The sequence below is a fragment of the Shinella zoogloeoides genome, assembly GCF_020883495.1.
GTDB classification, from domain to species: domain Bacteria; phylum Pseudomonadota; class Alphaproteobacteria; order Rhizobiales; family Rhizobiaceae; genus Shinella; species Shinella zoogloeoides.
On the sequence record NZ_CP086610.1, the window covers coordinates 1,113,865 to 1,136,810 of the forward strand.

The following is a 22,946-nucleotide window of genomic DNA, read 5'->3' on the forward strand; positions in this document are numbered from 1 at the left end:
TGGAGGGACTTTTCATGACCGAAACACAGACCGACGATCCCGTTCCCAATTCATCCCGACCATTTCCCCATCCCGAGCCGCGCGGAAACGTAGCGACGCTGCTGCGCTCGCCGGGTGTCAAGTTCATCATGATCGGCATCATCTCCGTGGCGCTGCTCGTGCCGCTGCTCCTCGTCTGGGGCCTCACGGAAGAGCGCGCCCAGCGGGCGACGGATGTGTCGAACCGCATCGCCAATGGCTGGGGCGGCGCGCAGGCGATCAACGGCCCCTATATCGCGGTGCCCTTCGACGTGCAGCGCAGCCGCGAGGTCGACGGGCGCACCGTCGTCGAGCAGGCAACGGAATGGGCGCTGGTCATGCCGGAAACGCTCGACGTGACGGCGGACCTCAAGACGGAGGAGCGCCGGCTCTCGATCTACACGCTGCCCGTCTATAACGGCGCGCTGACGCTGAAGGGCCGCTTCGGCGCCAGCATGTTGCAGGATCTTTCGCAGTTCCCCGGCACGCCGCAGCTCGACCGCGCCGTGCTCGTGCTCAACATCAACGATATCACCGGCATCCGCTCCGATGCCGGTGTGAGGATCGATGGCGGTGCGTTGCGGCCGTTCGATCCGGGCATGCGGCAGATTTCCGCGATGACCGTCGTTGGCAGCGACGGCTATGCCACGCCGCAGACGAGCGCCGGCGTGCACCGGCCCATCGAGCGCGCGCTGGTCGAAAAGGGTTTTGCCTTCGAGATCGCCCTGTCGCTCAACGGTTCGCGCAGCTTCGCCGTCGCGCCGGCGGGACAGACGACGACCTTTGCCGCCCGTGCGAACTGGCCGCATCCGGGTTTCGAAGGGCTGTTCCTGCCGGAAGAGAAGACGATCACGGCGTCCGACTTCACTGCGAAATGGACGATCCCCTATCTCGCCCGCGGCATCGACAGGGTGGTGGCCGGTTCGGCCCTGCCGCTGTCGGGCAGCATGATGAACATCAACCTCGTGGAGCCGGTGCAGTTCTATCAGGTGGTCTCGCGCACGCTGAAATATTCCATCGGCTTTATCTCGCTCGTCTTCCTCGCCGTCTTCGTCGTGGAGCTGAAGGGCGGGCGCATGGTGCACTGGATTCAATATGTGCTGACGGGCCTCGCGCTCATCGTCTTCTACGTGCTGCTGCTGGCGCTGGCCGAGCACACCGGCTTCGCCATCGCCTATGCCATGGCCGCACTGGCAACGACGATCCTGATCGCCGCCTATCTCGGCGCGGCGACGGCCAGCCGGCGGAACGGCCTCGCGCTCGGCATCGTGCTCCTGTCCGCCTATGGCGTCATGTACCTCGTGCTGCGCGAGGACGAATATGCGCTGCTTGCCGGCGCGCTCATCTCCTTCGCCTCCATCGCGACCACCATGTACGCGACCCGCCGCGTAGACTGGACGGGGAGGGCGCAGGCGAACTGAACAAAGAAGAAGGCCCGGAGCGATGCTCCGGGCCTTCCTGTTTTCGAACCGACCGAACGGCTTACTGGTTGGCCGTGACCGTGACGCCGAGGACCTGCGGAATGGTCTGCGGCGCGCCCATGGCGGCGCCCATGATCATCGGGAACGGCACCGGCTCCTTCGGCTCGGCGCTGATCTTCAGGTTCTTCGGGTCGTCGAGGAAGGTGGTGACGGCGGCGGAGATCTGGTTCTGCAGGTCGGGCATGTTGAGCTGCGCGACCATGATCGGCACGAGGCCCTTCAGCGACTGTGCCATCTGCTCGCCCGTCACACCCTGTTCGCTGCCGGCATATTCAAGCAGCTTCTTGGTGATGGAGGCGTCGTCGAAGGAGATCGAGGCATTGTTGAAGGTAAGCTGCTGGACGAGGCCCATCATGGCCATGCCCATGGCGGCGTTGGCTTCTTCCTTGTTCGGGTTGGATTCGGCGGTCTTCAGGGCTTCCTGCAGGTTCTTCAGGAAGTCGAGCGTGTAGCCGGAGAAGGCCAGCGTGATGTTGAGGCGGCCGATATCCTTGAAGTCGAAGGCATATTCGTCGACCGTCATCTTGCCGCTCGCCAGTTCCCAGCTACCGGACATGGAGACCTTGCCATCCAGCGAGTGGATGCCGAGCTTGTCCATGGTTTCCTTGGCCTTGGGGTCCTCGACCGAGCTCAGGTCCGCCTTGAGGTCGGACAGGGTGGCGTCGAATTCGAGGCCGGCGTCGCCGTCCATGCGGGTGATGTTCGCTTCCGCGCCGGACATGGAGAACACTTCCTTGCCCTTGCTGCTGACGCTGACCGGGCCGGCGGATGCCGATTCGTACATCAGGAGCGAATCGAGCGTGCCGGGAACGACCGTGCCGGGGATGACGACACCGGTGATGGCGAGGTCCTGCGCCGTGACCGTCGTGTCCGTTTCGGTGACGTTGATGTCTTCGAACGAAACGGTCTCGATCGTGTAGCCGCCTTCGCCGTCTTCCTCGACGCCGTCCATGGTGATCGTGCCGAGCTTGAACGGGGCTTCGGCGCCCGTGGCCTTCACTTCCACGCCTTCCAGGGTGACGGTCGAATCGTCGGCGGTAACGTTGGAGGAGGTGATGGATACGCCGCTGGTGGCATAGGTCGCGTTCAGCTTGGTCAGCAGATCCGCGCCATCGAGTGCGAAGGCGGGGCTTGCCAGGGTGGCGAGCGCTGCGCCGGCGAGGAGGGCGCGGAAATGGGAGGTGCGCATCATGAATAGGCTCTCTTTCTGGATTTCTTGGACGGCTGCCTTGCCGTTACCGCTCCTATACGGGCGGCGCGGCAAATATATTCATGCCGCGCAGAGTTTCCATGGGATTCTCTGTTTCGGACGGGAGATTTCAAAGAAACGTCACGAACCGCTATCCACAGCCCGATCGCCCGGTTTCCTTGCCGCGAATCGGCCGAGCGGCTAGTCAAGAGGGATGGGACAAAACACTTTGCCGCCGGATGGCGGAGACGACAACATCCTGCCGGTCGACCTCAAGGCGGCGCTGGAAGAGCGCTACCTTGCCTATGCGCTGTCGACCATCACCCAGCGCGCGCTGCCGGATGTGCGTGACGGCCTGAAGCCGGTCCATCGCCGCATCATCCACGCCATGAGCGAAATGGGCCTTCGGTCCAATTCTTCCTTCAAGAAATGCGCGCGTATCGTCGGCGACGTCATCGGTAAGTTCCACCCGCATGGCGACCAGTCGGTCTACGACGCGCTGGTACGCCTCGCGCAGGATTTCTCGCAGCGTTATCCCATCGTCGACGGGCAGGGCAATTTCGGCAATATCGACGGCGACAACGCCGCCGCCTACCGATACACCGAAGCGCGCATGACCGAGGTGGCGACGCTCCTGCTCGAGGGCATCGACCAGGACGCCGTCGATTTCCGCAAGACCTACAACGAGGAGGACGAGGAGCCGGTCGTCCTGCCGGGCGCCTTCCCGAACCTTTTGGCCAACGGTTCTTCCGGCATCGCCGTCGGCATGGCGACCTCCATTCCCTCGCACAATGTCCATGAACTGTGCGACGCCGCGCTCCACCTCATCCGCAATCCCGAAGCGGATGTCGAAAAGCTGGTCGAGTTCGTGCAGGGCCCGGACCTGCCGACGGGCGGCATCATCATCGACAGCCGTGAAAGCATCGTCGAGGCCTACAAGACGGGTCGCGGCGGTTTTCGCGTGCGCTCCAAGTGGGAGACGGAAGACCTTGGCCGCGGCGGCTACCAGATCGTCGTCACCGAGATTCCCTATCAGGTGCAGAAGTCGCGCCTGATCGAGAAGATCGCCGAGCTGCTGATCGCCCGCAAGCTGCCGCTGCTGGAAGACATCCGCGACGAATCGGCCGAGGACGTGCGCATCGTGCTGGTGCCGAAGAGCCGCACCGTCGATCCGACGATCCTGATGGAATCGCTCTTCAAGCTCTCCGAGCTGGAGAGCCGCATTCCGCTCAACATGAACGTGCTCTCGATGGGGCGCGTGCCGAAGGTCATGGGTCTCAAGGACGTGCTCGTCGAGTGGCTGGCCCACCGGCGCGAAGTCCTGCAGCGCCGCTCGCGCCATCGCCTCGCCGCCATCGACCGCCGCCTGGAAATCCTCGGCGGCTACCTCGTCGCCTATCTCAACCTCGACGAGGTGATCCGCATCATCCGCGAGGAGGACGAGCCGAAGGTTTCCCTGATGGAGACCTTCTCGCTGACGGATGTGCAGGCCGAAGCGATCCTCAACATGCGCCTGCGCTCGCTGCGCAAGCTCGAGGAGTTCGAGATCCGCACCGAATTCGACACGCTGTCGAAGGAGAAGGCGGAGATCGAGGCGCTGCTCGCTTCCGACGAGAAGCAGTGGCAGACCGTCGCCTGGGAAATCGGCGAGGTCCGCAAGAAATTCGCCAAGGCGACAGAGATCGGCCGCCGCCGCACCCAGTTCGCCAGCGCGCCGCAAGCCGATGTCGAGGCCATCCAGCAGGCCATGATCGAGAAGGAGCCGGTCACGGTCGTCATCTCGGAGAAGGGCTGGATCCGCGCGCTGAAGGGCCATATCGCCGACACGTCCGGCCTCCAGTTCAAGGAGGGCGATGCGCTGAAGGTGGCCTTCCCGGCGCAGACGACGGACAAGGTGCTGATCGTCACGACGGGCGGCAAGGTCTATACCCTCGGCGCAGACAAGCTGCCCGGCGGACGAGGCCACGGCGAGCCGCTGCGCATCATGGTCGACATGGAGAACGATCAGGACGTGCTGACCGCCTTCGTGCACGATCCCGCGCGCAAGGTCATCGTCGCCTCGCAGGCCGGCAACGGCTTCGTCGTTGCGGAAACCGAGATGGTCGCCAATACCCGCAAGGGCAAGCAGGTGATGAATGTCGGCATGCCGGACGAGGCCAAGCTCGTCGTGCCGGTGCGCGGCGACCACGTCGCCGTCGTCGGCGAGAACCGCAAGATGCTGGTCTTCCCGCTGGTGCAGCTCCCGGAAATGTCGCGCGGCAAGGGCGTGCGCCTGCAGCGCTACAAGGACGGCGGCGTTTCGGATATCCGCTGCTTCGCCATCGCCGACGGCCTGACCTGGGACGACAGCGCCGGCCGCAACTTCGTGCGCTCGAAGGAAGAACTCGCCGAATGGCTCGGCGACCGCGCCACCGCCGGCCGCACCGTGCCGAAGGGGTTCCCGCGGAGCGGCAAGTTCAGCGGTTGATCAGCCGGGATAGGGGACGCTGACGTCGCGCAGGAAGCGCGTCGCGCCCTCTTCGTCGATCTCGCCGGCAGCGACGGCGAGGACGAAGGTGTAAAGGATGGCTTCGTCGGTGGCGATCTCGAAGCCGTTGTCCATCAAGAAAACAGCGGTCGCAACAATGGCGATGCGCTTGTTGCCGTCGACAAATGCATGGTTCTTTGCCAAGCCATACAGATAGGCGGCTGCAAGCTCGAAGATATCTTCGCAGCCGTAAAAGGCCTTGTTGACGGGCCGTGCCAGCGCTGACTCGAAAGCATTCTCATCACGCAGCCCGGCAGCGCCGCCGAAGCGCTGTATCTGGACATCATGAAGTCTTTCAACAAGCTGGCGTTCCAGAAAGACGACGCTCATTCTGCAAGCTTCTTGAGCGTCACCTTGTAGCGATCCATGAATTTTTCGGCATGTGCAAGCTGCCGGTCGAAATCGCCTTCTGCCGCTGTAAGGATGAGTTTGCCGCCCTCGCTTGTCACGGTGACTTCATCACCCGCCTTGACCCCCATGCGGTCAAGCACGTCCTTCGGGATGATGATGCCTTCGGAATTGCCGATCTTGCGGATGGTGATGTTCATGGCCTTGCTCCGTTATAACCAAGTTATAACATGGCTGCCGGCCGCTCGCAATCTCACCCCGTAAACGGAAACTCCGCCGCCGCGTCGTCCTCCCTCGCGGCGCGGGCCTTCGAGCGCATTTGCCAGATCGAATGGGCGAGGAGCGCGAGGATGAGGATCGAGCCGCCGATGAGGGTCTGGGTGGTTGGCGTCTCGGAGAAGACGATCCAGACCCAGATGGGGGCGAGAACCGTTTCCAGAAGGTAGAACATGCCGACTTCCGGGGCGGAGAGGAAGCGCGGGCCCGTCGCCAGACAGAAGAAGGCGAGGGGGATCATGATGAGGCCGTTGAATAGGATGAAGCCGGGATGGGCGATCTGGAAGCCTGCTTCGGGCAGCAGGAGCAGCGCGGCTATACCGGGGAAAATGGCGGTGACGAGGGGCACGAAGCCCATGTCCAGGCGGGTGTGACGGCTGAGCGTGATGGCCGAGGCGAGCAGGAAGGCGGAGCAGGCCGCCATGGCGTCGCCGAAGAAATTGCCGCTTTCCAGACCGTCATGCACGATCAGCGCCACGCCCGCGACCATCGCTCCCATGGTCAGAAGCGTCGCGTTCGAGGGGCGCTCGCCAAGGAAGATCCAGGAAAGGATCGCCGCGAACATCGATGTAAAGGCGAGGATGAACACGACATTCGCCGTGGAGGTGTTGAACACCGCCAGCATGAAGGTCAGCGAGTTGATGCCGTAGAGAATGCCGATCAGGAGGCCGATGGGGCCGGGGATCAGCGCCATGCGCTTGCCGAGCGCGAAGCGGACGACGGACCAGGCCAGCAGGGCGACCACGAAGGTCGCGATGCTGCGCGTCGCCAGCACCGACCAGACCTCGCCATCGGACAGGCGGATCAGCGGAATATCGAAGGAGAGGGACAGGCCGCCGATGGCGGTGATGAGAAGACCCTTGCGGTGAAGGGCGGGATCGCTTGCTGGGGGCACGTCGGAACCGATTCTGGCTTATTTCGCGGGATTTTCGCCATCATAGCGCTCCCAGCCGCGCGGCATCAGGTGCTCCTGCGGCAAAAACTTCGTTTTGTAGTCCATTTTTCGCGATCCCTTGACCCAGTAGCCGAGATAGACGTGCGGCAGGCCGAGCTGCCGAGCGCGGCGGATGTGGTCGAGAATCATGAACGTGCCGAGCGAGCGGTGGGAAAGGTTCGGGTTGTAGAAGGAATAGACCATGGAAAGCCCGTCGCCCATGCGGTCGGTGAGCGCGACGGCGACCAGTTCGCCCTGCGGGCGCTCCCTGAGGCCCGCGCCTTCCTCGCGCACACGATATTCGATGACCTTGGTGTTCACGTGGGTGTCTTCCACCATCATCGCATAGTCGAGCACCGACATGTCCGACATGCCGCCCTTCTGGTGGCGGGCGTCGAGATAATGGCGGAACAGCGAATATTGCTCGCTGGAAGGCTCGGCCGGATATTCTCGGGAAACAAGGTCGGCATTGTCCGCCAGTACCCGGCGCATGGTGCGGCGCGGCTTGAACTCGTTGACCAGGATGCGCACGGAAATGCAGGCGCGGCAGGTCTCGCAGGCCGGGCGATAGGCGATGTTCTGCGAACGGCGGAAGCCGCCCTGCGTGAGGAGGTCGTTGAGTTCCGGCGCGCGCTCGCCCACCAGATGCGTAAACACCTTCCTCTCCATCTCCTGCGGCAGGTAGGGGCAAGCCGCCGGCGCGGTGAGATAGAACTGCGGAGAGGATGTTGCCTGCGTATTCATCAGCCGTGAAGCGACTCCGTCGCCGTGTGACATTTCCAAGCCGGTAGGATTGGCCTAGTTCGGGAAAAGGTCAACTGGCGCGCCGCAGGTTTCGGCGCGCTCAGTAGCGGTCGCGCCGAACCATCACGGTGCCGAGCAGCAGGTCGTGCAGCAGGCGGCCGCGGTCGGTGAAGAGGCCGACGAGCACGATGAAGGGCGTCAGCAGCGCATTGCCGATCCAGAACAGCACGAGATGCACGACCGCCGTCAGGAAATCGACCGGCCGGCCGTCCACGCGGGCAAGCGCAAGGCCCATCACGTTCATGCCGGCGCTCGCCTGGCTCGGCCCGCCCATCGTCAGGCCGAAATAGAGCATGGCGACGATGGCGAAGAGCGCCGGATAGAGGAAGAAGCCGAGGCCGAAGGTCAGGATGCCGAGGAAGAAGACCACGACGGCGGCCGGAATCCAGAGCAGGGCGATGATCGCATAGTCGATCAGGAACGCGAAAATCCGCCGCGACAGCACGCCGCGATAGGCCTGCCAGTCCGTCGTCGGAACCCGCGTTTCGTTGAAATCAGCGCTCATCTGCCGGTCTCCTGAATGGAACATGGCTTTCATATGGGAATGTCTTTGGGGGAAAACAACATGTCTGGCCAACAGGCGGTCTCTGGGCGTGACGATGATAGAACGGGCGAGGGGAGGCCTCCAACCGGCTGCCCCGTACATTCGAAACGGAGATAATCATGAAACTGTCGGAAAATACCCCGTGGCTGCTCGTCGGCGGCGACTTGCGCAAGGATGCACCCTACTTCGTGCCTCTCGGCTTTCTGGTGGCCGTTCTTCAGGTCGTCGGCTACGGCTATTTCAACAAGGCAAACTGGGGCGAAACCCTGCTGCTGGAGCATCTTGCTTTTCATTCTACGGCATTCTCGATTCTATTCCTGTGGGGTGGAAGGCTCCTCCTGATTTGGCAGGGTAAGCGGCGTGGGATGGCATATCTGGATGCCATGATTACCAACGTGGCGAATAGAGCCGTCGGCTTCGCTTCGGTGGCGGCTTGCGTCATTTTCGGGTTTGCGATCGTGCCCGGGATATCCGGCGCCTTCTGGCATGCCGGCATGTTCATGCTTTGCAGCTTCTACTTCGTCTGCCTCGCCGAGGTTGCAGCGAATCCGTTACTCGGAAAGGGCGACTCGAAAGCCCATCCCATTGCGCTGGGAGTGATCATCGGCATGCCGTTTGCGCTGTCGCGGATCGCGTTCTAACCTCGAAGGGCACTCAGCCCTTCTTGGCCAGATACCGCGCCACATCCATGGCGAAATAGCTGAGGATGCCGTCGCAGCCGGCGCGCTTGAAGGCGAGGAGGGTTTCCAGCATCACGCGCTCGCCGTCGATCCAGCCGTTCATCGCGGCGGCCTTGACCTGGCTATACTCGCCCGAGACCTGATAGGCGAAGACCGGCAGGCCGAAGGCCTCCTTCATGCGCCAACAGATGTCGAGATAGGGAAGGCCGGGCTTGACCATCAGCATGTCCGCGCCTTCCTCGACGTCGAGCGCGGCGTCGCGCATCGCCTCGGTGCCGTTGGCCGGGTCGATATAATAGGTCTTCTTGTCGCCCTTCAGCAGGCCGCCGGTGCCGATGGCGTCGCGATAGGGGCCGTAGAAGGCGGAGGCGAATTTCGTGGCGTAGGACATGATGCCGACATTCTGGTGCCCGCTCGCGTCGAGCGCACGGCGGATCGCGCCGATGCGTCCGTCCATCATCTCGGAAGGCGCGATGATGTCGGAGCCGGCATCGGCCTGGATGACGGCGGCGCGCGCCACCAGCTCGACCGTCTCGTCATTGGCGATGACCTCGCCGCGCAGCACGCCGTCATGGCCGTGGCTGGTGAAGGGATCGAGCGCCACGTCGGTGATGACGCCGATATTCGGCACGGCCTTCTTGATGGCGCGCGTCGCCGCGTTGATGAGGTTGTCGCTTTCCAGACTGTTCGAGCCGGTCTCGTCGCGCAGATGCATCTCGACATTGGGGAAGGTGGCGATGGCGGGGATGCCGAGATCAGCCGCTTCCTTCGCCGCCTCGACGAGCCTGTCCACGCTCATGCGGTTGACGCCGGGCATGGCGGCGACCGGATCGACGACATTCGTGCCGGGCACGACGAAGACCGGCCAGATGAGATCGTCGACCGTCAGGCGGCTTTCCTGCACCAGCCGCCGCGTCCAGTCGGCCTTGCGGTTGCGCCGCATGCGTCGGCCGCCGGTGATCTCGTCAACGATATTCATGATGCCGTTTCCTTGCGTGGATGCGTTTTCCGCCTCCATATCACGCCGGCCCGGTCAATCAAATCGGGTGGCGTCGGCCGCGCTGCGGCATATGGCCGTGCATGACATGCGGTTGCGGGCTTTATGCCGGCCGGCCTTGCCCTTACTGTCCGCGGATGGTTGCTGATTCTGCCAAAGGCCCAAGGCCAAGCCTGACCGAAACGCTGTTCATGCTGTTCCTGCGGCTGGTGGCGGTCGCCGCGCTTTGGTTCGCCGTGCAATACTGGGCGATGCTGACCGGCCTCTCCGTCGAGGGCAAGGGGCGCTTCGACCTGCTGCCGCCGGCCTGGAAGGCGGCCGCCACGGCGCTTGCCGTGCTCTTTCCCGTCGCGGCGGTGGGCTTGTGGCTTCTGGTCTCCTGGGGGCGGGTGATCTGGCTTATCGCGGCGGCGACCGAGATCGCCATGCACGAGCTCTATCCGTCCATTTTCGGCATCAACCGGCTGCTGGTTCTGATGCACCTTGCCGTCGCCGCGCTCTTCGTTCTTTTCCGCCTTGCGCTGTTCGTCCAGCGCCGTCGACAGGCGCGGGCGGTAAGAACTGATTCACCGTGAGACAGGGTCGCCTTCCGGTAAGGCGCTGTTAAGGCTGCGGTTTAAGTAGAATTTTAGATGCATTCGTTAGGTTCTCACTCAAGGCGGGAAAACAAACCACACCGCCAAACAAAACAGTGAGGCAGTAACAATGAACACCAAGATCAAGCAGCAGCAGGTCCCCGCCGTCGATCCGCAGGAAGACGCGATCCGTAACCTCTACCTCGAATCCCTTCACCTCGTCGAACGCCTGCACCGCCGCCTGCTCGACGTCATCAAGGACGAATTCGACCGCGCCGGCCGCTCCGACGTCAACGCCGTCCAGGCGCTTCTCCTCTTCAATATCGGCAACTCGGAACTGACCGCCGGTGAGCTTCGTTCGCGCGGCTACTATCTCGGCTCGAACGTCTCCTACAACGTCAAGAAGCTGGTCGATCTCGGCTTCATCAACCATCAGCGTTCGCGCATCGACCGCCGCTCCGTCCGCATCAGCCTGACGGAAACCGGCCAGGAGATCGCCGAGACCGTCGCCAAGCTCTATGAGCGCCATATCGGCTCGATCCAGAAGGTCGGCGGCATCGGCGAAGGCGAATTCAACCAGATGAACAAGCTCCTGCAGCGCCTCGACCGCTTCTGGAACGACTCGATCCTCTACCGCCTGTAATCGGCGCCGTTTCCGACCTCCTCCGAAAGCCGGCCGCGTTCCCTGCGCGTCCGGCTTTTCACGTTTTCGTGCAGGGCGCGCGCCGTGCCGGAAGGCCCCGAGACACGAATTGGCCATATTGCTGTGACACCCGGACGATGGGCTTAGGTATGCGCGGGCGGCAGGGCCGGTTTGCGTTTGTTAACCCTGTTCGTGATAGCTGCATCGGGTATGGACCTTGGGTCTCGTGCCCAGGCGCACCCGCCGCTTTGAACGGCGTCTCAGGAGATGGTAGGATTGATGTCTCGCAAAACCGGATTTGATGTGTTCTCGCGCCGCGCGTTCCTGCGCTCCGCCGCAACCCTCGGCGCTGCTGCCGTCGCCGGCCCGACGCTCGCCCAGACGGCGATGGACGACGTTCTCAACGCGCCGCGCCGCGGCAACTGGGACGATCAGTTCGACGCCAAGGCCTCGCGCAGCGCGGACGCCGTGACCTCGAACAATCCGATCCTCGGCTCCGGCGCCGTGCCGAACATCCAGCAGGCGATTTCCGATTACCAGCAGATCGTTTCCGCCGGCGGCTGGCCGAACGTTTCCTCCTCGCAGAAGCTGCAGCTCGGCGTGGTCGATCCCGGCGTCCAGTCGCTGCGCCAGCGTCTGATGATCTCCGGCGACTTGCCGCGCGAAGCCGGCATCTCCAATGCCTTCGATTCCTACGTCGACGGCGCGGTGAAGCGCTTCCAGGCCCGTCACGGCCTGCCGCAGGACGGCGTGCTCGGCGAATATTCGCTGAAGGCCATGAATGTGCCGGCCACGACGCGCCTCAACCAGCTCAACACGAACATGGTGCGCCTGCAGGCCATGTCCGGCGATCTCGGCCAGCGCTATGTCATGGTGAACATTCCCGCCGCCCATATCGAGGCGGTGGAAGGCGGCCGCGTGGCATCGCGTCACGTCGCCGTTGTCGGTCGCCTCAGCCGCCCGACGCATATCCTCAATTCCAAGATCTACGACGTCACCCTCAATCCCTACTGGACCGCGCCGCGCTCGATCGTCGAAAAGGATATCGTGCCGCTGATGCGCACGGATCCGACCTATCTGAAGCGCAACAACATTCGCCTGATCGACGGCAAGGGCCAGGAAGTGGCGCCGGAAACGATCGACTGGAACGCCGAGAAGGCGCCGAACCTGATGTTCCGCCAGGACCCGGGCAAGATCAACGCCATGTCCTCGACGAAGATCAACTTCCACAACCCGAACAACGAATACATGCACGACACGCCCCAGCAGGGCCTGTTCAACAAGCTGATGCGCTTCGAATCGTCCGGCTGCGTGCGCGTGCAGAACGTGCGCGACCTCATCACCTGGCTGCTGCGCGATACGCCCGGCTGGTCGCGTCAGGACATCGAAAGGGTCATCGACACCCGCGTCAACACGCCGATCAGGCTGGCTGTCGAGGTTCCGGTCTATTTCGTCTACATTTCGGCCTGGTCGGCGCGCGACCGCGTCGTGCAGTTCCGTGACGACATCTACCAGATGGACGGCGCCACCGAGCTTGCCCTGCAGACCGGCTACAACCAGGAAGGCGGCCAGACCGTCGACAGCGACCTGCTGCCGCAATAAGGCGATTTTTCCGCTTGTTTCAAAAGGCCTCGTTTCCTGCCGGAAACGGGGCCTTCGCGTTTTCAGGGCTCCGACGCATGTCGTTTTTATTTCACAAGGCGCGCGGAAATGGCGCAAACCGTGGAGCGGATATTGCCCTTGCCATGCGAGGACGATAAACACCATGCCACCCACCCTTAAGGAGCCTCGAGGATGAGCCAGTCTTCCGCCACCGAAGTTTTCTTCACGCGTTCCCTTGCCGATACCGATCCGGAGATTTTCGGCTCGATCCAGAAGGAACTCGGTCGCCAGCGCCATGAGATCGAACTGATCGCCTCGGAGAACATCGTCTCGCGCGCCGTGCTCGAAGCCCAGGGCTCGATCATGACGAACAAGTATGCCGAAGGCTATCCGGGCAAGCGCTACTATGGCGGCTGCCAGTTCGTCGACATCGCCGAGGAACTCGCCATCGAGCGCGCCAAGAAGCTGTTCGGCGTCAACTTCGCCAACGTTCAGCCGAATTCCGGTTCGCAGATGAACCAGGCCGTCTTCCTCGCGCTGCTGCAGCCGGGCGACACCTTCATGGGCCTCGACCTCAATTCGGGCGGCCACCTGACGCACGGCTCGCCGGTCAACATGTCCGGCAAGTGGTTCAACGTCGTTTCCTACGGCGTGCGTGAAGGCGATCACCTGCTCGACATGGACGACGTCGCCGAGAAGGCCCGCAAGAACAAGCCGAAGCTCATCATTGCCGGCGGCACCGCCTATTCCCGCATCTGGGACTGGAAGCGCTTCCGCGAGATCGCCGATGAAGTCGGCGCCTATCTCATGGTCGATATGGCGCATATCGCCGGCCTCGTCGCCGGTGGCCAGCATCCGTCGCCGTTCCCGCATTGCCACGTCGCAACCACCACCACGCACAAGTCGCTCCGCGGCCCGCGCGGCGGCGTCGTGCTGACGAACGACGAGGACATCGCCAAGAAGATCAATTCGGCCGTCTTCCCGGGCCTGCAGGGCGGTCCGCTCATGCACATCATCGCCGCCAAGGCCGTCGCCTTCGGCGAGGCGCTGCAGCCGGAATTCAAGGACTATGCCGCGCAGATCGTCAAGAACGCCAAGGCGCTCGCCGAGACGCTGAAGGCCGGCGGCCTCGACATCGTTTCGGGTGGCACGGACAACCACCTGATGCTCGTCGACCTTCGCAAGAAGAACGCGACCGGTAAGCGCGCGGAAGCCGCCCTCGGCCGCGCCTATGTCACCTGCAACAAGAACGGCATCCCGTTCGACCCTGAAAAGCCCTTCGTCACCTCGGGCGTCCGTCTCGGCACGCCGGCCGGCACGACCCGTGGCTTCAAGGAAGCCGAGTTCAAGGAAATCGGTAACCTGATCGTCGAGGTTCTCGACGGCCTGAAGGTCGCCAATTCCGACGAAGGCAATGCGGGCGTCGAAGCCGCCGTTCGGGAAAAGGTCGTCGCGCTGACGGACCGCTTCCCGATGTACCCCTACCTGTAAGGAGCCCGCATGCGCTGCCCCTATTGCAGTTCGGAAGATTCGCAGGTGAAGGATTCCCGTCCCGCAGAGGACGGGGCCGCCATTCGCCGCCGGCGCATCTGCCCGGATTGCGGCGGTCGTTTCACGACCTTCGAACGGGTGCAGCTCCGCGAATTGATGGTTGTCAAGAAGACGGGCCGCAAGGCCCCCTTCGACCGCGACAAGCTCCTGAAATCCTTCGAGATCGCGCTTCGCAAACGGCCCGTCGACCGGGACCGGATCGAACGCGCGGTCTCGGGCATCGTCCGCCGGTTGGAAAGCTCCGGCGAGACGGAAATCGCCTCTGAAGAAATCGGCCTTCAGGTGCTGGAGGCGCTGAAGGCGCTCGATGACGTGGGCTTCGTGCGCTATGCCTCGGTCTATCGCGACTTTTCCCATGTCGACGACTTCGAGAAGATTCTCGCCGAAGTCGCCGCCAAGATCGCCCGGGATCCGGGCGCCGACGGCTAGATGTCTTCCCGCGCGGAAGACGAGCGTTTCATGGCGGCGGCGATCCGCCTTAGCCGCCGCAACCTTGGCCTGACCTCCACCAATCCCTCCGTCGCCTGCCTGATCGTCAAAGACGGCGTGATCGTCGGCTCGGCCGTGACCGCGCCGGGCGGAAGGCCGCATGCGGAAACGCAGGCGCTTGCCGCGGCCGGCGAGGCTGCGCGCGGTGCGACGGCCTATGTCACGCTCGAACCCTGTTCCCATCACGGCAGGACGCCGCCTTGCTCCGAGGCGCTGATCGCTGCCGGCGTTGCGCGCGTCGTCGTTGCTGTGACAGACCCGGATGAACGGGTGGCAGGCAGGGGGCTGGCGATGCTGCGCGATGCGGGAATCAACGTGGAGACCGGCATTCTGGAAAAAGCGGGCAAGGAAGCGCTTGCGGCCTATCTGAATCGACAGACGAAGAAGCGGCCCTATGTGACTCTGAAACTTGCCGTTTCCGCCGATGGCATGCTCGGCCGGCTGGGCGAGGGGCAGGTGGCGATCACCGGGCCGGTCTCGCGCGGGCAGGTGCATGTGTTGCGCGCCGAGACGGACGCGATCCTCGTCGGCATCGGCACGGCGCTTGCCGACGACCCGGAACTGACCTGCCGCCTGCCGGGCCTCGAAGCCCGCTCGCCGGTGCGCATCGTGCTCGATCCGCGGCTGGAATTGCCGCCGGCCTCGAAGCTGGCGCAGACGGCGCGACAGGTGCCGGTCATCGCGGTCACGGAAAAGGATGGCAAGGACGACCCGGCTTTCCTCGCACGGCAGTCCGCGCTGGAGGCGCTGGGCGTCGAGGTGCTGATCTGCGATCCGCGTAAGCTCGATGCGCTGCTGACGGCGCTTGCGACGCGCGGCATCTCCTCTCTGCTGGTGGAGGGCGGGGCGCGGACGGCGCAATCCTTCCTCGATGCAGGCCTCGTCGACCGTATCCTGATGTTTTCGGGTGGGGTCACCATTGGCAGGGACGGGGTCGCATCCCCATTTGTGTCCGGGCGGGTGCCGCCCGGATTTGCGCTGCGCCATGCGGCCCGCTATGGCGCGGATATGCTGCAGGAATACGAAAGAGGCGATTGATGTTTACCGGCATTGTCACGGATATCGGAACGGTCGAGAAGATCGAGCCCATGAACGAGGGCCTGCGCCTGCGCGTGCGCACGAGCTACGATCCCGCCACCATCGACATGGGGGCTTCCATCGCCCATTCCGGCACCTGCCTCACGGTGACCGCGCTGCCGGAGGAGGGCGCGAACGCCCGCTGGTTCGAGGTCGAGGCCTGGGAGGAGGCGTTGCGGCTGACCACCATCGGTTCATGGACCGCAGGCACCCGGATCAATCTGGAGCGCTCGCTGAAGATCGGCGACGAACTCGGCGGCCATATCGTTTCCGGCCATGTCGACGGCAAGGCCGAAATTCTCTCCGTCGAGGCGGAAGGCGACGCCACGCGTTTCCGCATCCGCGCACCGGAAGGGCTGGAGCGGTTCGTCGCCCCGAAAGGCTCCGTCGCGCTCGACGGCACCTCGCTCACCGTCAATGCGGTGGATGGCGCGGTCTTCGACGTGCTCCTCATCCGCCACACGCTGGAGGTCACGACCTGGGGCGAGCGCAAGGCAGGTGATTTCGTCAATTTCGAAGTCGACACCATGGCCCGCTACGCCGCACGGCTGGCGGAATTCCCTGCGCCCAAGGCCTGACGGAACGTTGCCGTTTCGCTTCATGCGGTATCGCCTGCGGGCGGCCGGTTGGCCGCCATGCGTGGCAAACGGCGCGCGGCAGCGTGACATAAGCGTAACAGGACGAACTGCGTTACGTAACGGTACAACAAGATGTAGCGTCGCCGCGCGTCAGGTAACGATATGGATACTTCTCCGCTTCTAGGGTGCGCTATCGGATCCCGGAGACCGCTCAAGCATGACGCCTGACTACAATACGCTCCTTCTGGCGATTGCCTTGTCCGGATTCTGCCTTTCGGCAACGCTGTTCGCCTCCTGGCTGTCGTCGCGGGTCGAGCGGTTCCTGCTCTCGTGGTCCATCGGTATCGGCTGCATCGTGCCGGCCGTGGCCGTCTACAGCATCTATTTCAGCAATCCGGATTTCCGCATCGGCTGCCTTGCCTTCATGCTGCAGTTCCTCGGCTTCGCCTTCATTTACGGCGCGGCCTACCGCTTCCGCACGGGAAAGAGCGCCCGCCGCCGCATCGTTCTCCTTTTCACCGTCTCCACGTTCGTCTCCGTGCCATGGCTCGTCGTGGGCTATGACGGCATCGGCTTCATCATGCTCAATGTCATGATCGCCGGCGCGCTGGTCGCAACGGCGCGGGAGTACTGGCGCGGGCGGGCGGAAGCGCCGCGACCGCTGACCGGCATGGTCGTCCTCTATCTGCTGACGGCGTTCTCCTTCGTGCTGTGCGCGGCCGCGCTCATCCACGGCAGGCAATGGGTGCTGGGCCGAGCGCCGGACAATTGGGCGGAAAACCTCAATCTGGTCGTCGCGATCGTCGGCATCACCGGCATCGGCGCCATGTCGCTGGCGCTCAACCAGTGGCGCGTGGCCGGAAACCACCAGCGCGCCGCCAACACCGATGCGCTGACAGGCCTGCTCAACCGCCGCGCCCTCTTCGAGCGCCACGGCGACGAGGCCATCGGCCCGCACCGGGCGGCTATCGCCTTCGACCTCGATAATTTCAAGTCGGTCAACGACCGCTATGGCCATGCGGCCGGCGACGTGGTGCTGAAGGTCTTCGCCGATATTCTCGGCGAGGTCTGCGGCGCGGCGGCCAGCGTCGCGCGCCTCGGCGGCGAGGAATTCGTCGTCGTGCTCGACCGCACCCTGCCGGATCGCGCGCAACACGTCGCCGAACGGGTCCGCGCGGATTTCGCCGCGAAGCTCATTCCCATCGGCCGCCGCTCCATCTCCTGCACGGTGAGCGCGGGCATCGCCTTCGGGGGCGAGCATTGCACGAGCTTCGACTCCCTGCTCAGCAATGCCGACAAGGCGCTCTACACGTCCAAGCGCAACGGCCGTAACCGCGTCTCCCTTGCCGCCTGACCGCCGGCTCCGTTTCCCGCGGCAAGACGGCGCGGTAAGGCCGAAAACGCCGGGTGGGGCGGAAAGTGCTTGCCAAGCATCGCCGGGCATGGTTTGACCGCCGCTTCCGCCCGCAATTGCGTGGCCCGCCTCCAATTTTCAGGTGATTCATGGCCAACACCGATAATCCCCATCTCCTCATCGTCGAGGCCCGTTTCTACGACGACATGGCCGATGCGATGCTCGACGGCGCCAAGCATGCGCTGGATGCCGCCGGCGCGACCTACGATATCGTGACCGTCATGGGCGCGCTCGAAATCCCCGCCGCCATCTCCATGGCGCTCGACGGCATGGAAAATGCCGGCACCTGGTATGACGGCTTCGTCGCGCTCGGCATGGTCATCCGCGGCGAGACCTACCATTTCGATATCGTCGCCAACGAATCCAGCCGCGCCCTGATGGACCTTGCCGTCAGCGAGGCGCTCGCCATCGGCAACGGCATCCTGACCGTCGAGAACGACGAGCAGGGCTGGGCGCGCGCCCGCCGCTCGGAAGGCGACAAGGGCGGCTTTGCGGCCCGCGCGGCGCTCACCATGATCGACCTGAAGAAGAAACTGGGCGGCGAACAGTGACCGGCGACAAGAACCAGCAGCCGGTAAAGCCGGCCAACCAGCGCGGCGCGGCGCGTCTTGCCGCCGTACAGGCCCTCTACCAGATGGATGTCGGCGGCACCGGCGTGCTCGAGATCGTCGCCGAATACGAGACGCACCGTCTCGGCCAGGAAATCGACGGCGACACCTATCTCAAGGCGGACGCCTCCTGGTTCCGCTCCATCGTCTCGGGCGTCGTGCGCGACCAGCGCCAGCTCGATCCGCTGATCGGCACGGCGCTGCAGGACGACTGGGCGCTGTCGCGCCTCGATTCGACCGTCCGCGCCATCCTGCGCGCCGGCACCTTCGAACTGCGCGAGCGCAAGGATGTGCCCATCGCCGTGATCGTCACGGAATATGTCGAGATCGCCAAGGCGTTCTTCGAGGACGAGGAACCCAAGCTGGTGAACGCGGTGCTCGACCGCATCGCCAAGCAGGTTCGCACGGACATCCGCAAATAGATCGGCATTGGACATGAGCGCAGGCGCGGTTGAAGGTCTTGAACGAGAACTGTCGGCCGCGCGCCGCAATGTATTCCTGCTGACCTTCGCGCAGGCGCTGCTCGCCTCCTCGGGGCCGATCGTCTTCTCCATCGGCGCGCTTGCCGGCTACAACCTGCTCGGCGAGGACAAGTCGCTCGCGACCGCCCCGCTGACCGGCTTCAACATCGGGGTCGCGCTCGGCGCCGTCTTCGTCGCCATCGCCGCGCGCCTGCTGGGGCGCGCCCACGGCTTCATCGTCGGCGCGCTGGTGGGCGCGTCGGGCGGATTGATCGCCGCCATCGCGCTGTTCCGCGGCGATTTCTGGCTCTTCGCCCTCGGCTTCGTGCTCGTCGGCATTTCCAGCGGCTTCGCGCAGAAGATCCGCTTTGCGGCGGCCGATGCATCGCCGTCCTTCTACAAGCCGCGCGCCATCTCCTGGATCCTTGCCGGCGGCGTCATTTCCGCCGTGCTCGGCCCGCAGGTCGTCATCCTCACCAAGGACCTGTTCGAGCCGGTGCTTTTCGCCGGCGCCTTCGTGGCGCTGGCCCCGCTCTGCGGCCTGGCGATCGTCCTCTTCCTCATGCTGCGCCTGCCCGACCACAAGGCGGCGGGCGCGGCGAGCGGCGAGGTGGCCCGGCCGTTGAAGGAGATCGTGCTGACGCAGCGTTTCCTGACGGGCATGGTCTGCGGCATCTCCTCCTATGCGCTGATGACCTTCATGATGACGGGCGCGCCGCTCGCCATGGTCATCGGCTGCGGCTTCTCGCCGGAAATGGCGACGCTCGGCATCCAGTGGCACGTGCTGGCCATGTTCGGCCCGAGCTTCTTCACCGGCATGCTGATCCAGCGTCTCGGCACGGAGAAGGTCGTCGCCGCCGGCCTCCTGATCCTCATGGCCTGCGCCACCGTCGCGCATGCGGGCATTGCGCTGTGGAATTTCTGGGGCGCGCTCATCCTGCTCGGCATCGGCTGGAACTTCGGCTTCATCGGCGCGACCGCCATCGTCGCTTCCAGCTACCGCCCGCACGAGGCCGACAAGGTGCAGGGCTTCCACGACATCATCCTCTTCGGCGCGGTGGCGCTCGCCTCCTTCTCCTCCGGCAAGGTGTTCAACGCCTATGGCTGGCAGGCGATCAACCTGATGTTCTGGCCGATCACCGGCATCAGCCTCGTGCTCGTCCTGCTGCTGCTCCTGCGCTCCCGCCGCGCGGCGGTATAATCGTTTCGCACCGGCCGTTTCGGAAAATCCGGTTTTTAGAAGCGCTTGCCGCAATGCGGCGACTTGACGCAACCGATTCGCAATCGCACTCTGGCCCCGCGCCGGCTCCCTGCTTGTGAGGAGGCAAGGGGGAGCGGACGCGTTTCGGCGGCGGGGGGAGGACCCCGCGGCCTCCAAGGAGGACAGAGCGAAATGACCATATTGCTTGGCGTTATCGCATGCGGGTTGCTTTCGGTGGTCTATGCCATCTGGGCGACGCAGTCGGTGCTTGCCGCCGACCAGGGGAATGCCCGCATGCAGGAAATTGCAGGTTATATCCGGGAAGGGGCGCAGGCCTATCTCACCCGGCAGTACAAGACCATTGCCATCGTCGGGGTCGTCGTCTTCATCGGCACCTGGCTGCTACTTTCCGCTACGGCCGCCATCGGGTTCCTGATCGGCGCCGTGCTTTCGGGCGTCGCCGGTTTCATCGGCATGCATGTGTCCGTCCGCGCCAATGTGCGCACGGCGCAGGCCGCGTCCGTCAGCCTGTCCTCCGGCCTCGACATCGCCTTCAAGTCGGGCGCGATCACCGGCATGCTGGTGGCCGGCCTCGCACTGCTCGGCGTGTCCATCTACTACTGGATCCTGACCGGCGTCCTCGGCCAGGAACCTGCCTCGCGTGAAGTCATCGACGCGCTCGTCGCGCTCGGCTTCGGCGCATCGCTGATCTCGATCTTCGCTCGTCTCGGCGGCGGCATCTTCACCAAGGGTGCTGACGTCGGCGGCGACCTCGTCGGCAAGGTCGAGGCCGGCATTCCCGAGGACGATCCGCGCAACCCGGCCACCATCGCCGACAACGTCGGCGACAACGTGGGCGACTGCGCCGGCATGGCCGCCGATCTCTTCGAGACCTATGCGGTGACCGTCGTCGCCACCATGGTCCTCGCGGCGATCTTCTTTGCCGGCACGCCGATCCTCGCCAGCGCCATGATCTACCCGCTCGCCATCTGCGGCGCCTGCATCATCACCTCGATCATCGGCTCCTTCTTCGTCAAGCTCGGCTCGAACGGCTCGATCATGGGCGCTCTCTACAAGGGCCTCATCGTGACGGGCGTGCTGTCGATCCTCGGCCTCGGCGCGGCGACGTCGCTGACCGTCGGCTGGGGCAGCCTCGGCACCGTGGCGGGCAAGGAAATCACCGGAACGAACCTCTTCATCTGCGGCCTGCTCGGCCTCGTGGTGACGGCGCTCATCGTGGTGATCACGGAATACTACACGGGCACCAACAAGCGGCCGGTGAACTCCATCGCCCAGGCGTCGGTGACCGGCCACGGCACCAACGTCATTCAGGGCCTTGCCGTCTCGCTGGAATCGACGGCGCTGCCCGCCATCGTCATCGTCGGCGGCATCATCGCCACCTACCAGCTTGCGGGCCTCTTCGGCACCGGCATCGCGGTCACCGGCATGCTCGGCATCGCCGGCATGATCGTGGCGCTCGACGCCTTCGGCCCGGTCACGGACAATGCCGGCGGCATCGCCGAAATGTCCCATCTGCCGCCGGAAGTGCGCAAGTCCACGGACGCGCTCGACGCCGTCGGCAACACGACCAAGGCCGTCACCAAGGGCTATGCCATCGGTTCGGCTGGCCTCGGCGCGCTGGTGCTGTTCGCCGCCTATTCGAACGACCTCGCCTATTTCGCGGCGAACGGCGACAAGTATCCGTATTTCGCGGATATCGGCACGATCTCCTTCGACCTTTCCAACCCCTATGTGGTGGCCGGCCTCATCTTCGGCGGCCTCATTCCCTATCTCTTCGGCGGCATCGCGATGACCGCCGTCGGCCGGGCGGCGGGGTCCATCGTGGAGGAGGTGCGCCGGCAGTTCCGCGAGAAGGCGGGCATCATGGCGGGCACGGAGCGTCCGGATTACGGCCGCGCCGTGGATATCCTGACCAAGGCGGCGATCCGCGAGATGATCATCCCCTCGCTGCTGCCGGTTCTGGCGCCGCTCGTCGTGTATTTCGGCGTGCTTGCCATTTCCGGCTCCAAGGCTTCGGCCTTCGCGGCGCTCGGCGCATCGCTGCTCGGCGTCATCGTCAACGGCCTCTTCGTCGCCATTTCCATGACATCGGGCGGTGGCGCTTGGGATAACGCCAAGAAGAGCTTCGAGGACGGCTTCGTCGACAAGGACGGCACCCGGCATCTGAAGGGCTCGGAAGCCCATAAGGCTTCCGTCACCGGCGATACGGTCGGCGATCCCTACAAGGACACGGCCGGCCCGGCGGTGAATCCGGCGATCAAGATCACCAATATCGTGGCCTTGCTGCTGCTCGCCGTTCTCGCCTGATCCGCAAGAGGCGCAAACAAAAACCGCGGGGAGTGATCCCCGCGGTTTCTTTTTGAGATCGGATGAGCGTCAGTTGCTCATCAGGTTCTTCATCATGTTGCCGGGGCTTGCGCCGCCGCGCAGCAACTGGCCGAGGAAGGTCGTCTCGGCGCCGCCCGTGGGCGTCACGCGTGCGATCATGTCGAAGACCTTGCCGTCCTGCATCGTGTAGTGGCCAAGGCGCTCGACATTGCCGTCCTTGTCGAAATAGACGGCGAGCACGCTCTGCTCGACGATCTTCGGCTTCATGAAGGCAGCGGAGCGTTTGCGCTTCTGCGAGATGTAGTAGAAGACTTCGTTGTCGAAGGTCGCGGTCGCGGACGGCGTGCCGAGCGACAGGAGGACCTGCTCGCGCGAGGAGCCGACAGGAGCCAGCGCCAGCGTTTCCTGATCGACGACATAACCCTGATAGAGAACTTCGCTCGGACCCTGGCAGGCCGCAAGAACGGAAGCGGAGAGGGTGACGGCAACGGCGGCGTTACGCAACAGCTTCATATTCACATAATCTCTCTTCACAATTTCCCCGGGACTATGATGGCCGCGCAGCCATTGCAATTCATGCCTGCTTCGGTAAACCAGCTT

Annotated in this window: 23 protein-coding genes; 15 read left to right on the forward strand and 8 right to left on the reverse strand. The window is 64.2% G+C overall.

The window, feature by feature from the left end:
* Positions 1 to 14: 14 nt before the first annotated feature.
* On the forward strand, positions 15 to 1,439 hold the full coding sequence (gene creD / locus K8M09_RS05520) for a cell envelope integrity protein CreD (protein ID WP_160784890.1): 1,425 nt from the start codon (positions 15 to 17) through the stop codon (positions 1,437 to 1,439).
* Between the two features lie 61 nt (positions 1,440 to 1,500).
* Here the strand turns inward: creD and K8M09_RS05525 are convergent, their stop codons facing one another.
* Positions 1,501 to 2,691: a hypothetical protein gene (locus tag K8M09_RS05525; RefSeq protein WP_160784889.1), complete on the reverse strand. Its 1,191-nt coding sequence runs from the start codon at positions 2,689 to 2,691 to the stop codon at positions 1,501 to 1,503.
* 211 nt (positions 2,692 to 2,902) lie between these two features.
* Here K8M09_RS05525 and parC point away from each other — a divergent pair, with 211 nt between their 5' ends.
* On the forward strand, positions 2,903 to 5,155 hold the full coding sequence (gene parC / locus K8M09_RS05530; RefSeq protein ID WP_160784888.1) for a DNA topoisomerase IV subunit A: 2,253 nt from the start codon (positions 2,903 to 2,905) through the stop codon (positions 5,153 to 5,155).
* Here the strand turns inward: parC and K8M09_RS05535 are convergent, their stop codons facing one another.
* From K8M09_RS05535 to K8M09_RS05555, 5 genes are all read right to left on the reverse strand, one after another.
* On the reverse strand, positions 5,156 to 5,545 hold the full coding sequence (locus K8M09_RS05535) for a type II toxin-antitoxin system death-on-curing family toxin (RefSeq protein ID WP_160784887.1): 390 nt from the start codon (positions 5,543 to 5,545) through the stop codon (positions 5,156 to 5,158).
* Positions 5,542 to 5,763: an AbrB/MazE/SpoVT family DNA-binding domain-containing protein gene (locus K8M09_RS05540; protein WP_160784886.1), complete on the reverse strand. Its 222-nt coding sequence runs from the start codon at positions 5,761 to 5,763 to the stop codon at positions 5,542 to 5,544. The genes K8M09_RS05535 and K8M09_RS05540 overlap by 4 nt, the downstream gene beginning before the upstream one ends.
* A 53-nt stretch (positions 5,764 to 5,816) precedes the next feature.
* Complete coding sequence (locus K8M09_RS05545; protein WP_160784885.1) at positions 5,817 to 6,734, reverse strand: DMT family transporter; 918 nt, start codon at positions 6,732 to 6,734, stop codon at positions 5,817 to 5,819.
* An 18-nt stretch (positions 6,735 to 6,752) separates the two neighbouring features.
* Positions 6,753 to 7,517: an arginyltransferase gene (locus tag K8M09_RS05550; protein WP_160784884.1), complete on the reverse strand. Its 765-nt coding sequence runs from the start codon at positions 7,515 to 7,517 to the stop codon at positions 6,753 to 6,755.
* A gap of 100 nt (positions 7,518 to 7,617) precedes the next feature.
* Positions 7,618 to 8,082: an RDD family protein gene (locus K8M09_RS05555; protein ID WP_160784883.1), complete on the reverse strand. Its 465-nt coding sequence runs from the start codon at positions 8,080 to 8,082 to the stop codon at positions 7,618 to 7,620.
* Positions 8,083 to 8,240: 158 nt separating this feature from the next.
* Between K8M09_RS05555 and K8M09_RS05560 the strand changes: the two genes are divergently transcribed.
* Positions 8,241 to 8,762, forward strand: a complete 522-nt coding sequence (locus tag K8M09_RS05560) for a hypothetical protein (protein ID WP_160784882.1) — start codon at positions 8,241 to 8,243, stop codon at positions 8,760 to 8,762.
* A gap of 13 nt (positions 8,763 to 8,775) precedes the next feature.
* Here K8M09_RS05560 and hemB read toward each other — a convergent pair whose 3' ends face one another.
* Entirely contained in the window at positions 8,776 to 9,780 is a 1,005-nt protein-coding gene (hemB, locus tag K8M09_RS05565) for a porphobilinogen synthase (protein ID WP_160784881.1), read from the reverse strand.
* A gap of 209 nt (positions 9,781 to 9,989) precedes the next feature.
* Between hemB and K8M09_RS05570 the strand changes: the two genes are divergently transcribed.
* From K8M09_RS05570 to K8M09_RS05625, 12 genes are all read left to right on the forward strand, one after another.
* Entirely contained in the window at positions 9,990 to 10,373 is a 384-nt protein-coding gene (locus tag K8M09_RS05570; protein WP_229342169.1) for a DUF6163 family protein, read from the forward strand.
* 130 nt (positions 10,374 to 10,503) lie between these two features.
* Positions 10,504 to 11,016, forward strand: a complete 513-nt coding sequence (gene ldtR, locus K8M09_RS05575) for a transcriptional regulator LdtR (RefSeq protein ID WP_160784879.1) — start codon at positions 10,504 to 10,506, stop codon at positions 11,014 to 11,016.
* A gap of 279 nt (positions 11,017 to 11,295) precedes the next feature.
* Entirely contained in the window at positions 11,296 to 12,618 is a 1,323-nt protein-coding gene (locus tag K8M09_RS05580; protein WP_160784878.1) for a L,D-transpeptidase family protein, read from the forward strand.
* Between the two features lie 192 nt (positions 12,619 to 12,810).
* Complete coding sequence (glyA, locus tag K8M09_RS05585) at positions 12,811 to 14,109, forward strand: serine hydroxymethyltransferase (RefSeq protein ID WP_160784877.1); 1,299 nt, start codon at positions 12,811 to 12,813, stop codon at positions 14,107 to 14,109.
* A gap of 9 nt (positions 14,110 to 14,118) precedes the next feature.
* Entirely contained in the window at positions 14,119 to 14,598 is a 480-nt protein-coding gene (gene nrdR, locus K8M09_RS05590) for a transcriptional regulator NrdR (RefSeq protein ID WP_160784876.1), read from the forward strand.
* Complete coding sequence (gene ribD, locus K8M09_RS05595) at positions 14,599 to 15,696, forward strand: bifunctional diaminohydroxyphosphoribosylaminopyrimidine deaminase/5-amino-6-(5-phosphoribosylamino)uracil reductase RibD (RefSeq protein WP_160784875.1); 1,098 nt, start codon at positions 14,599 to 14,601, stop codon at positions 15,694 to 15,696.
* Entirely contained in the window at positions 15,696 to 16,313 is a 618-nt protein-coding gene (locus K8M09_RS05600; protein WP_160784874.1) for a riboflavin synthase, read from the forward strand. The genes ribD and K8M09_RS05600 overlap by 1 nt, the downstream gene beginning before the upstream one ends.
* A 217-nt stretch (positions 16,314 to 16,530) precedes the next feature.
* Positions 16,531 to 17,667 (forward strand): GGDEF domain-containing protein, encoded by a 1,137-nt coding sequence (locus K8M09_RS05605; protein WP_160784873.1) that lies wholly within the window; start codon positions 16,531 to 16,533, stop codon positions 17,665 to 17,667.
* A 149-nt stretch (positions 17,668 to 17,816) separates the two neighbouring features.
* Entirely contained in the window at positions 17,817 to 18,278 is a 462-nt protein-coding gene (gene ribH / locus K8M09_RS05610; RefSeq protein ID WP_160784872.1) for a 6,7-dimethyl-8-ribityllumazine synthase, read from the forward strand.
* The gene (gene nusB, locus K8M09_RS05615) at positions 18,275 to 18,757 is read left to right on the forward strand and encodes a transcription antitermination factor NusB (protein ID WP_160784871.1); all 483 of its coding nucleotides are present in this window, start codon (positions 18,275 to 18,277) and stop codon (positions 18,755 to 18,757) included. The genes ribH and nusB overlap by 4 nt, the downstream gene beginning before the upstream one ends.
* A gap of 13 nt (positions 18,758 to 18,770) precedes the next feature.
* Entirely contained in the window at positions 18,771 to 19,997 is a 1,227-nt protein-coding gene (locus K8M09_RS05620; RefSeq protein WP_160784870.1) for an MFS transporter, read from the forward strand.
* Between the two features lie 192 nt (positions 19,998 to 20,189).
* Complete coding sequence (locus tag K8M09_RS05625) at positions 20,190 to 22,325, forward strand: sodium-translocating pyrophosphatase (RefSeq protein WP_160784869.1); 2,136 nt, start codon at positions 20,190 to 20,192, stop codon at positions 22,323 to 22,325.
* 69 nt (positions 22,326 to 22,394) lie between these two features.
* Here the strand turns inward: K8M09_RS05625 and K8M09_RS05630 are convergent, their stop codons facing one another.
* Positions 22,395 to 22,859: an outer membrane protein assembly factor BamE gene (locus K8M09_RS05630; RefSeq protein WP_160785015.1), complete on the reverse strand. Its 465-nt coding sequence runs from the start codon at positions 22,857 to 22,859 to the stop codon at positions 22,395 to 22,397.
* Positions 22,860 to 22,946: the final 87 nt, after the last annotated feature.

What these genes read in the sequence shown, in the direction of transcription:
- creD (WP_160784890.1), top strand. Translation starts at nt 15, where the DNA reads ATGACCGAAACACAGACCGACGATCCCGTTCCCAATTCATCCCGACCA.
- K8M09_RS05525 (WP_160784889.1), bottom strand. Translation starts at nt 2,691, where the DNA reads ATGATGCGCACCTCCCATTTCCGCGCCCTCCTCGCCGGCGCAGCGCTC.
- parC (WP_160784888.1), top strand. Translation starts at nt 2,903, where the DNA reads ATGGGACAAAACACTTTGCCGCCGGATGGCGGAGACGACAACATCCTG.
- K8M09_RS05535 (WP_160784887.1), bottom strand. Translation starts at nt 5,545, where the DNA reads ATGAGCGTCGTCTTTCTGGAACGCCAGCTTGTTGAAAGACTTCATGAT.
- K8M09_RS05540 (WP_160784886.1), bottom strand. Translation starts at nt 5,763, where the DNA reads ATGAACATCACCATCCGCAAGATCGGCAATTCCGAAGGCATCATCATC.
- K8M09_RS05550 (WP_160784884.1), bottom strand. Translation starts at nt 7,517, where the DNA reads ATGAATACGCAGGCAACATCCTCTCCGCAGTTCTATCTCACCGCGCCG.
- K8M09_RS05555 (WP_160784883.1), bottom strand. Translation starts at nt 8,082, where the DNA reads ATGAGCGCTGATTTCAACGAAACGCGGGTTCCGACGACGGACTGGCAG.
- K8M09_RS05560 (WP_160784882.1), top strand. Translation starts at nt 8,241, where the DNA reads ATGAAACTGTCGGAAAATACCCCGTGGCTGCTCGTCGGCGGCGACTTG.
- hemB (WP_160784881.1), bottom strand. Translation starts at nt 9,780, where the DNA reads ATGAATATCGTTGACGAGATCACCGGCGGCCGACGCATGCGGCGCAAC.
- K8M09_RS05570 (WP_229342169.1), top strand. Translation starts at nt 9,990, where the DNA reads ATGCTGTTCCTGCGGCTGGTGGCGGTCGCCGCGCTTTGGTTCGCCGTG.
- ldtR (WP_160784879.1), top strand. Translation starts at nt 10,504, where the DNA reads ATGAACACCAAGATCAAGCAGCAGCAGGTCCCCGCCGTCGATCCGCAG.
- K8M09_RS05580 (WP_160784878.1), top strand. Translation starts at nt 11,296, where the DNA reads ATGTCTCGCAAAACCGGATTTGATGTGTTCTCGCGCCGCGCGTTCCTG.
- glyA (WP_160784877.1), top strand. Translation starts at nt 12,811, where the DNA reads ATGAGCCAGTCTTCCGCCACCGAAGTTTTCTTCACGCGTTCCCTTGCC.
- nrdR (WP_160784876.1), top strand. Translation starts at nt 14,119, where the DNA reads ATGCGCTGCCCCTATTGCAGTTCGGAAGATTCGCAGGTGAAGGATTCC.
- ribD (WP_160784875.1), top strand. Translation starts at nt 14,599, where the DNA reads ATGTCTTCCCGCGCGGAAGACGAGCGTTTCATGGCGGCGGCGATCCGC.
- K8M09_RS05600 (WP_160784874.1), top strand. Translation starts at nt 15,696, where the DNA reads ATGTTTACCGGCATTGTCACGGATATCGGAACGGTCGAGAAGATCGAG.
- K8M09_RS05605 (WP_160784873.1), top strand. Translation starts at nt 16,531, where the DNA reads ATGACGCCTGACTACAATACGCTCCTTCTGGCGATTGCCTTGTCCGGA.
- ribH (WP_160784872.1), top strand. Translation starts at nt 17,817, where the DNA reads ATGGCCAACACCGATAATCCCCATCTCCTCATCGTCGAGGCCCGTTTC.
- K8M09_RS05620 (WP_160784870.1), top strand. Translation starts at nt 18,771, where the DNA reads ATGAGCGCAGGCGCGGTTGAAGGTCTTGAACGAGAACTGTCGGCCGCG.
- K8M09_RS05625 (WP_160784869.1), top strand. Translation starts at nt 20,190, where the DNA reads ATGACCATATTGCTTGGCGTTATCGCATGCGGGTTGCTTTCGGTGGTC.
- K8M09_RS05630 (WP_160785015.1), bottom strand. Translation starts at nt 22,859, where the DNA reads ATGAAGCTGTTGCGTAACGCCGCCGTTGCCGTCACCCTCTCCGCTTCC.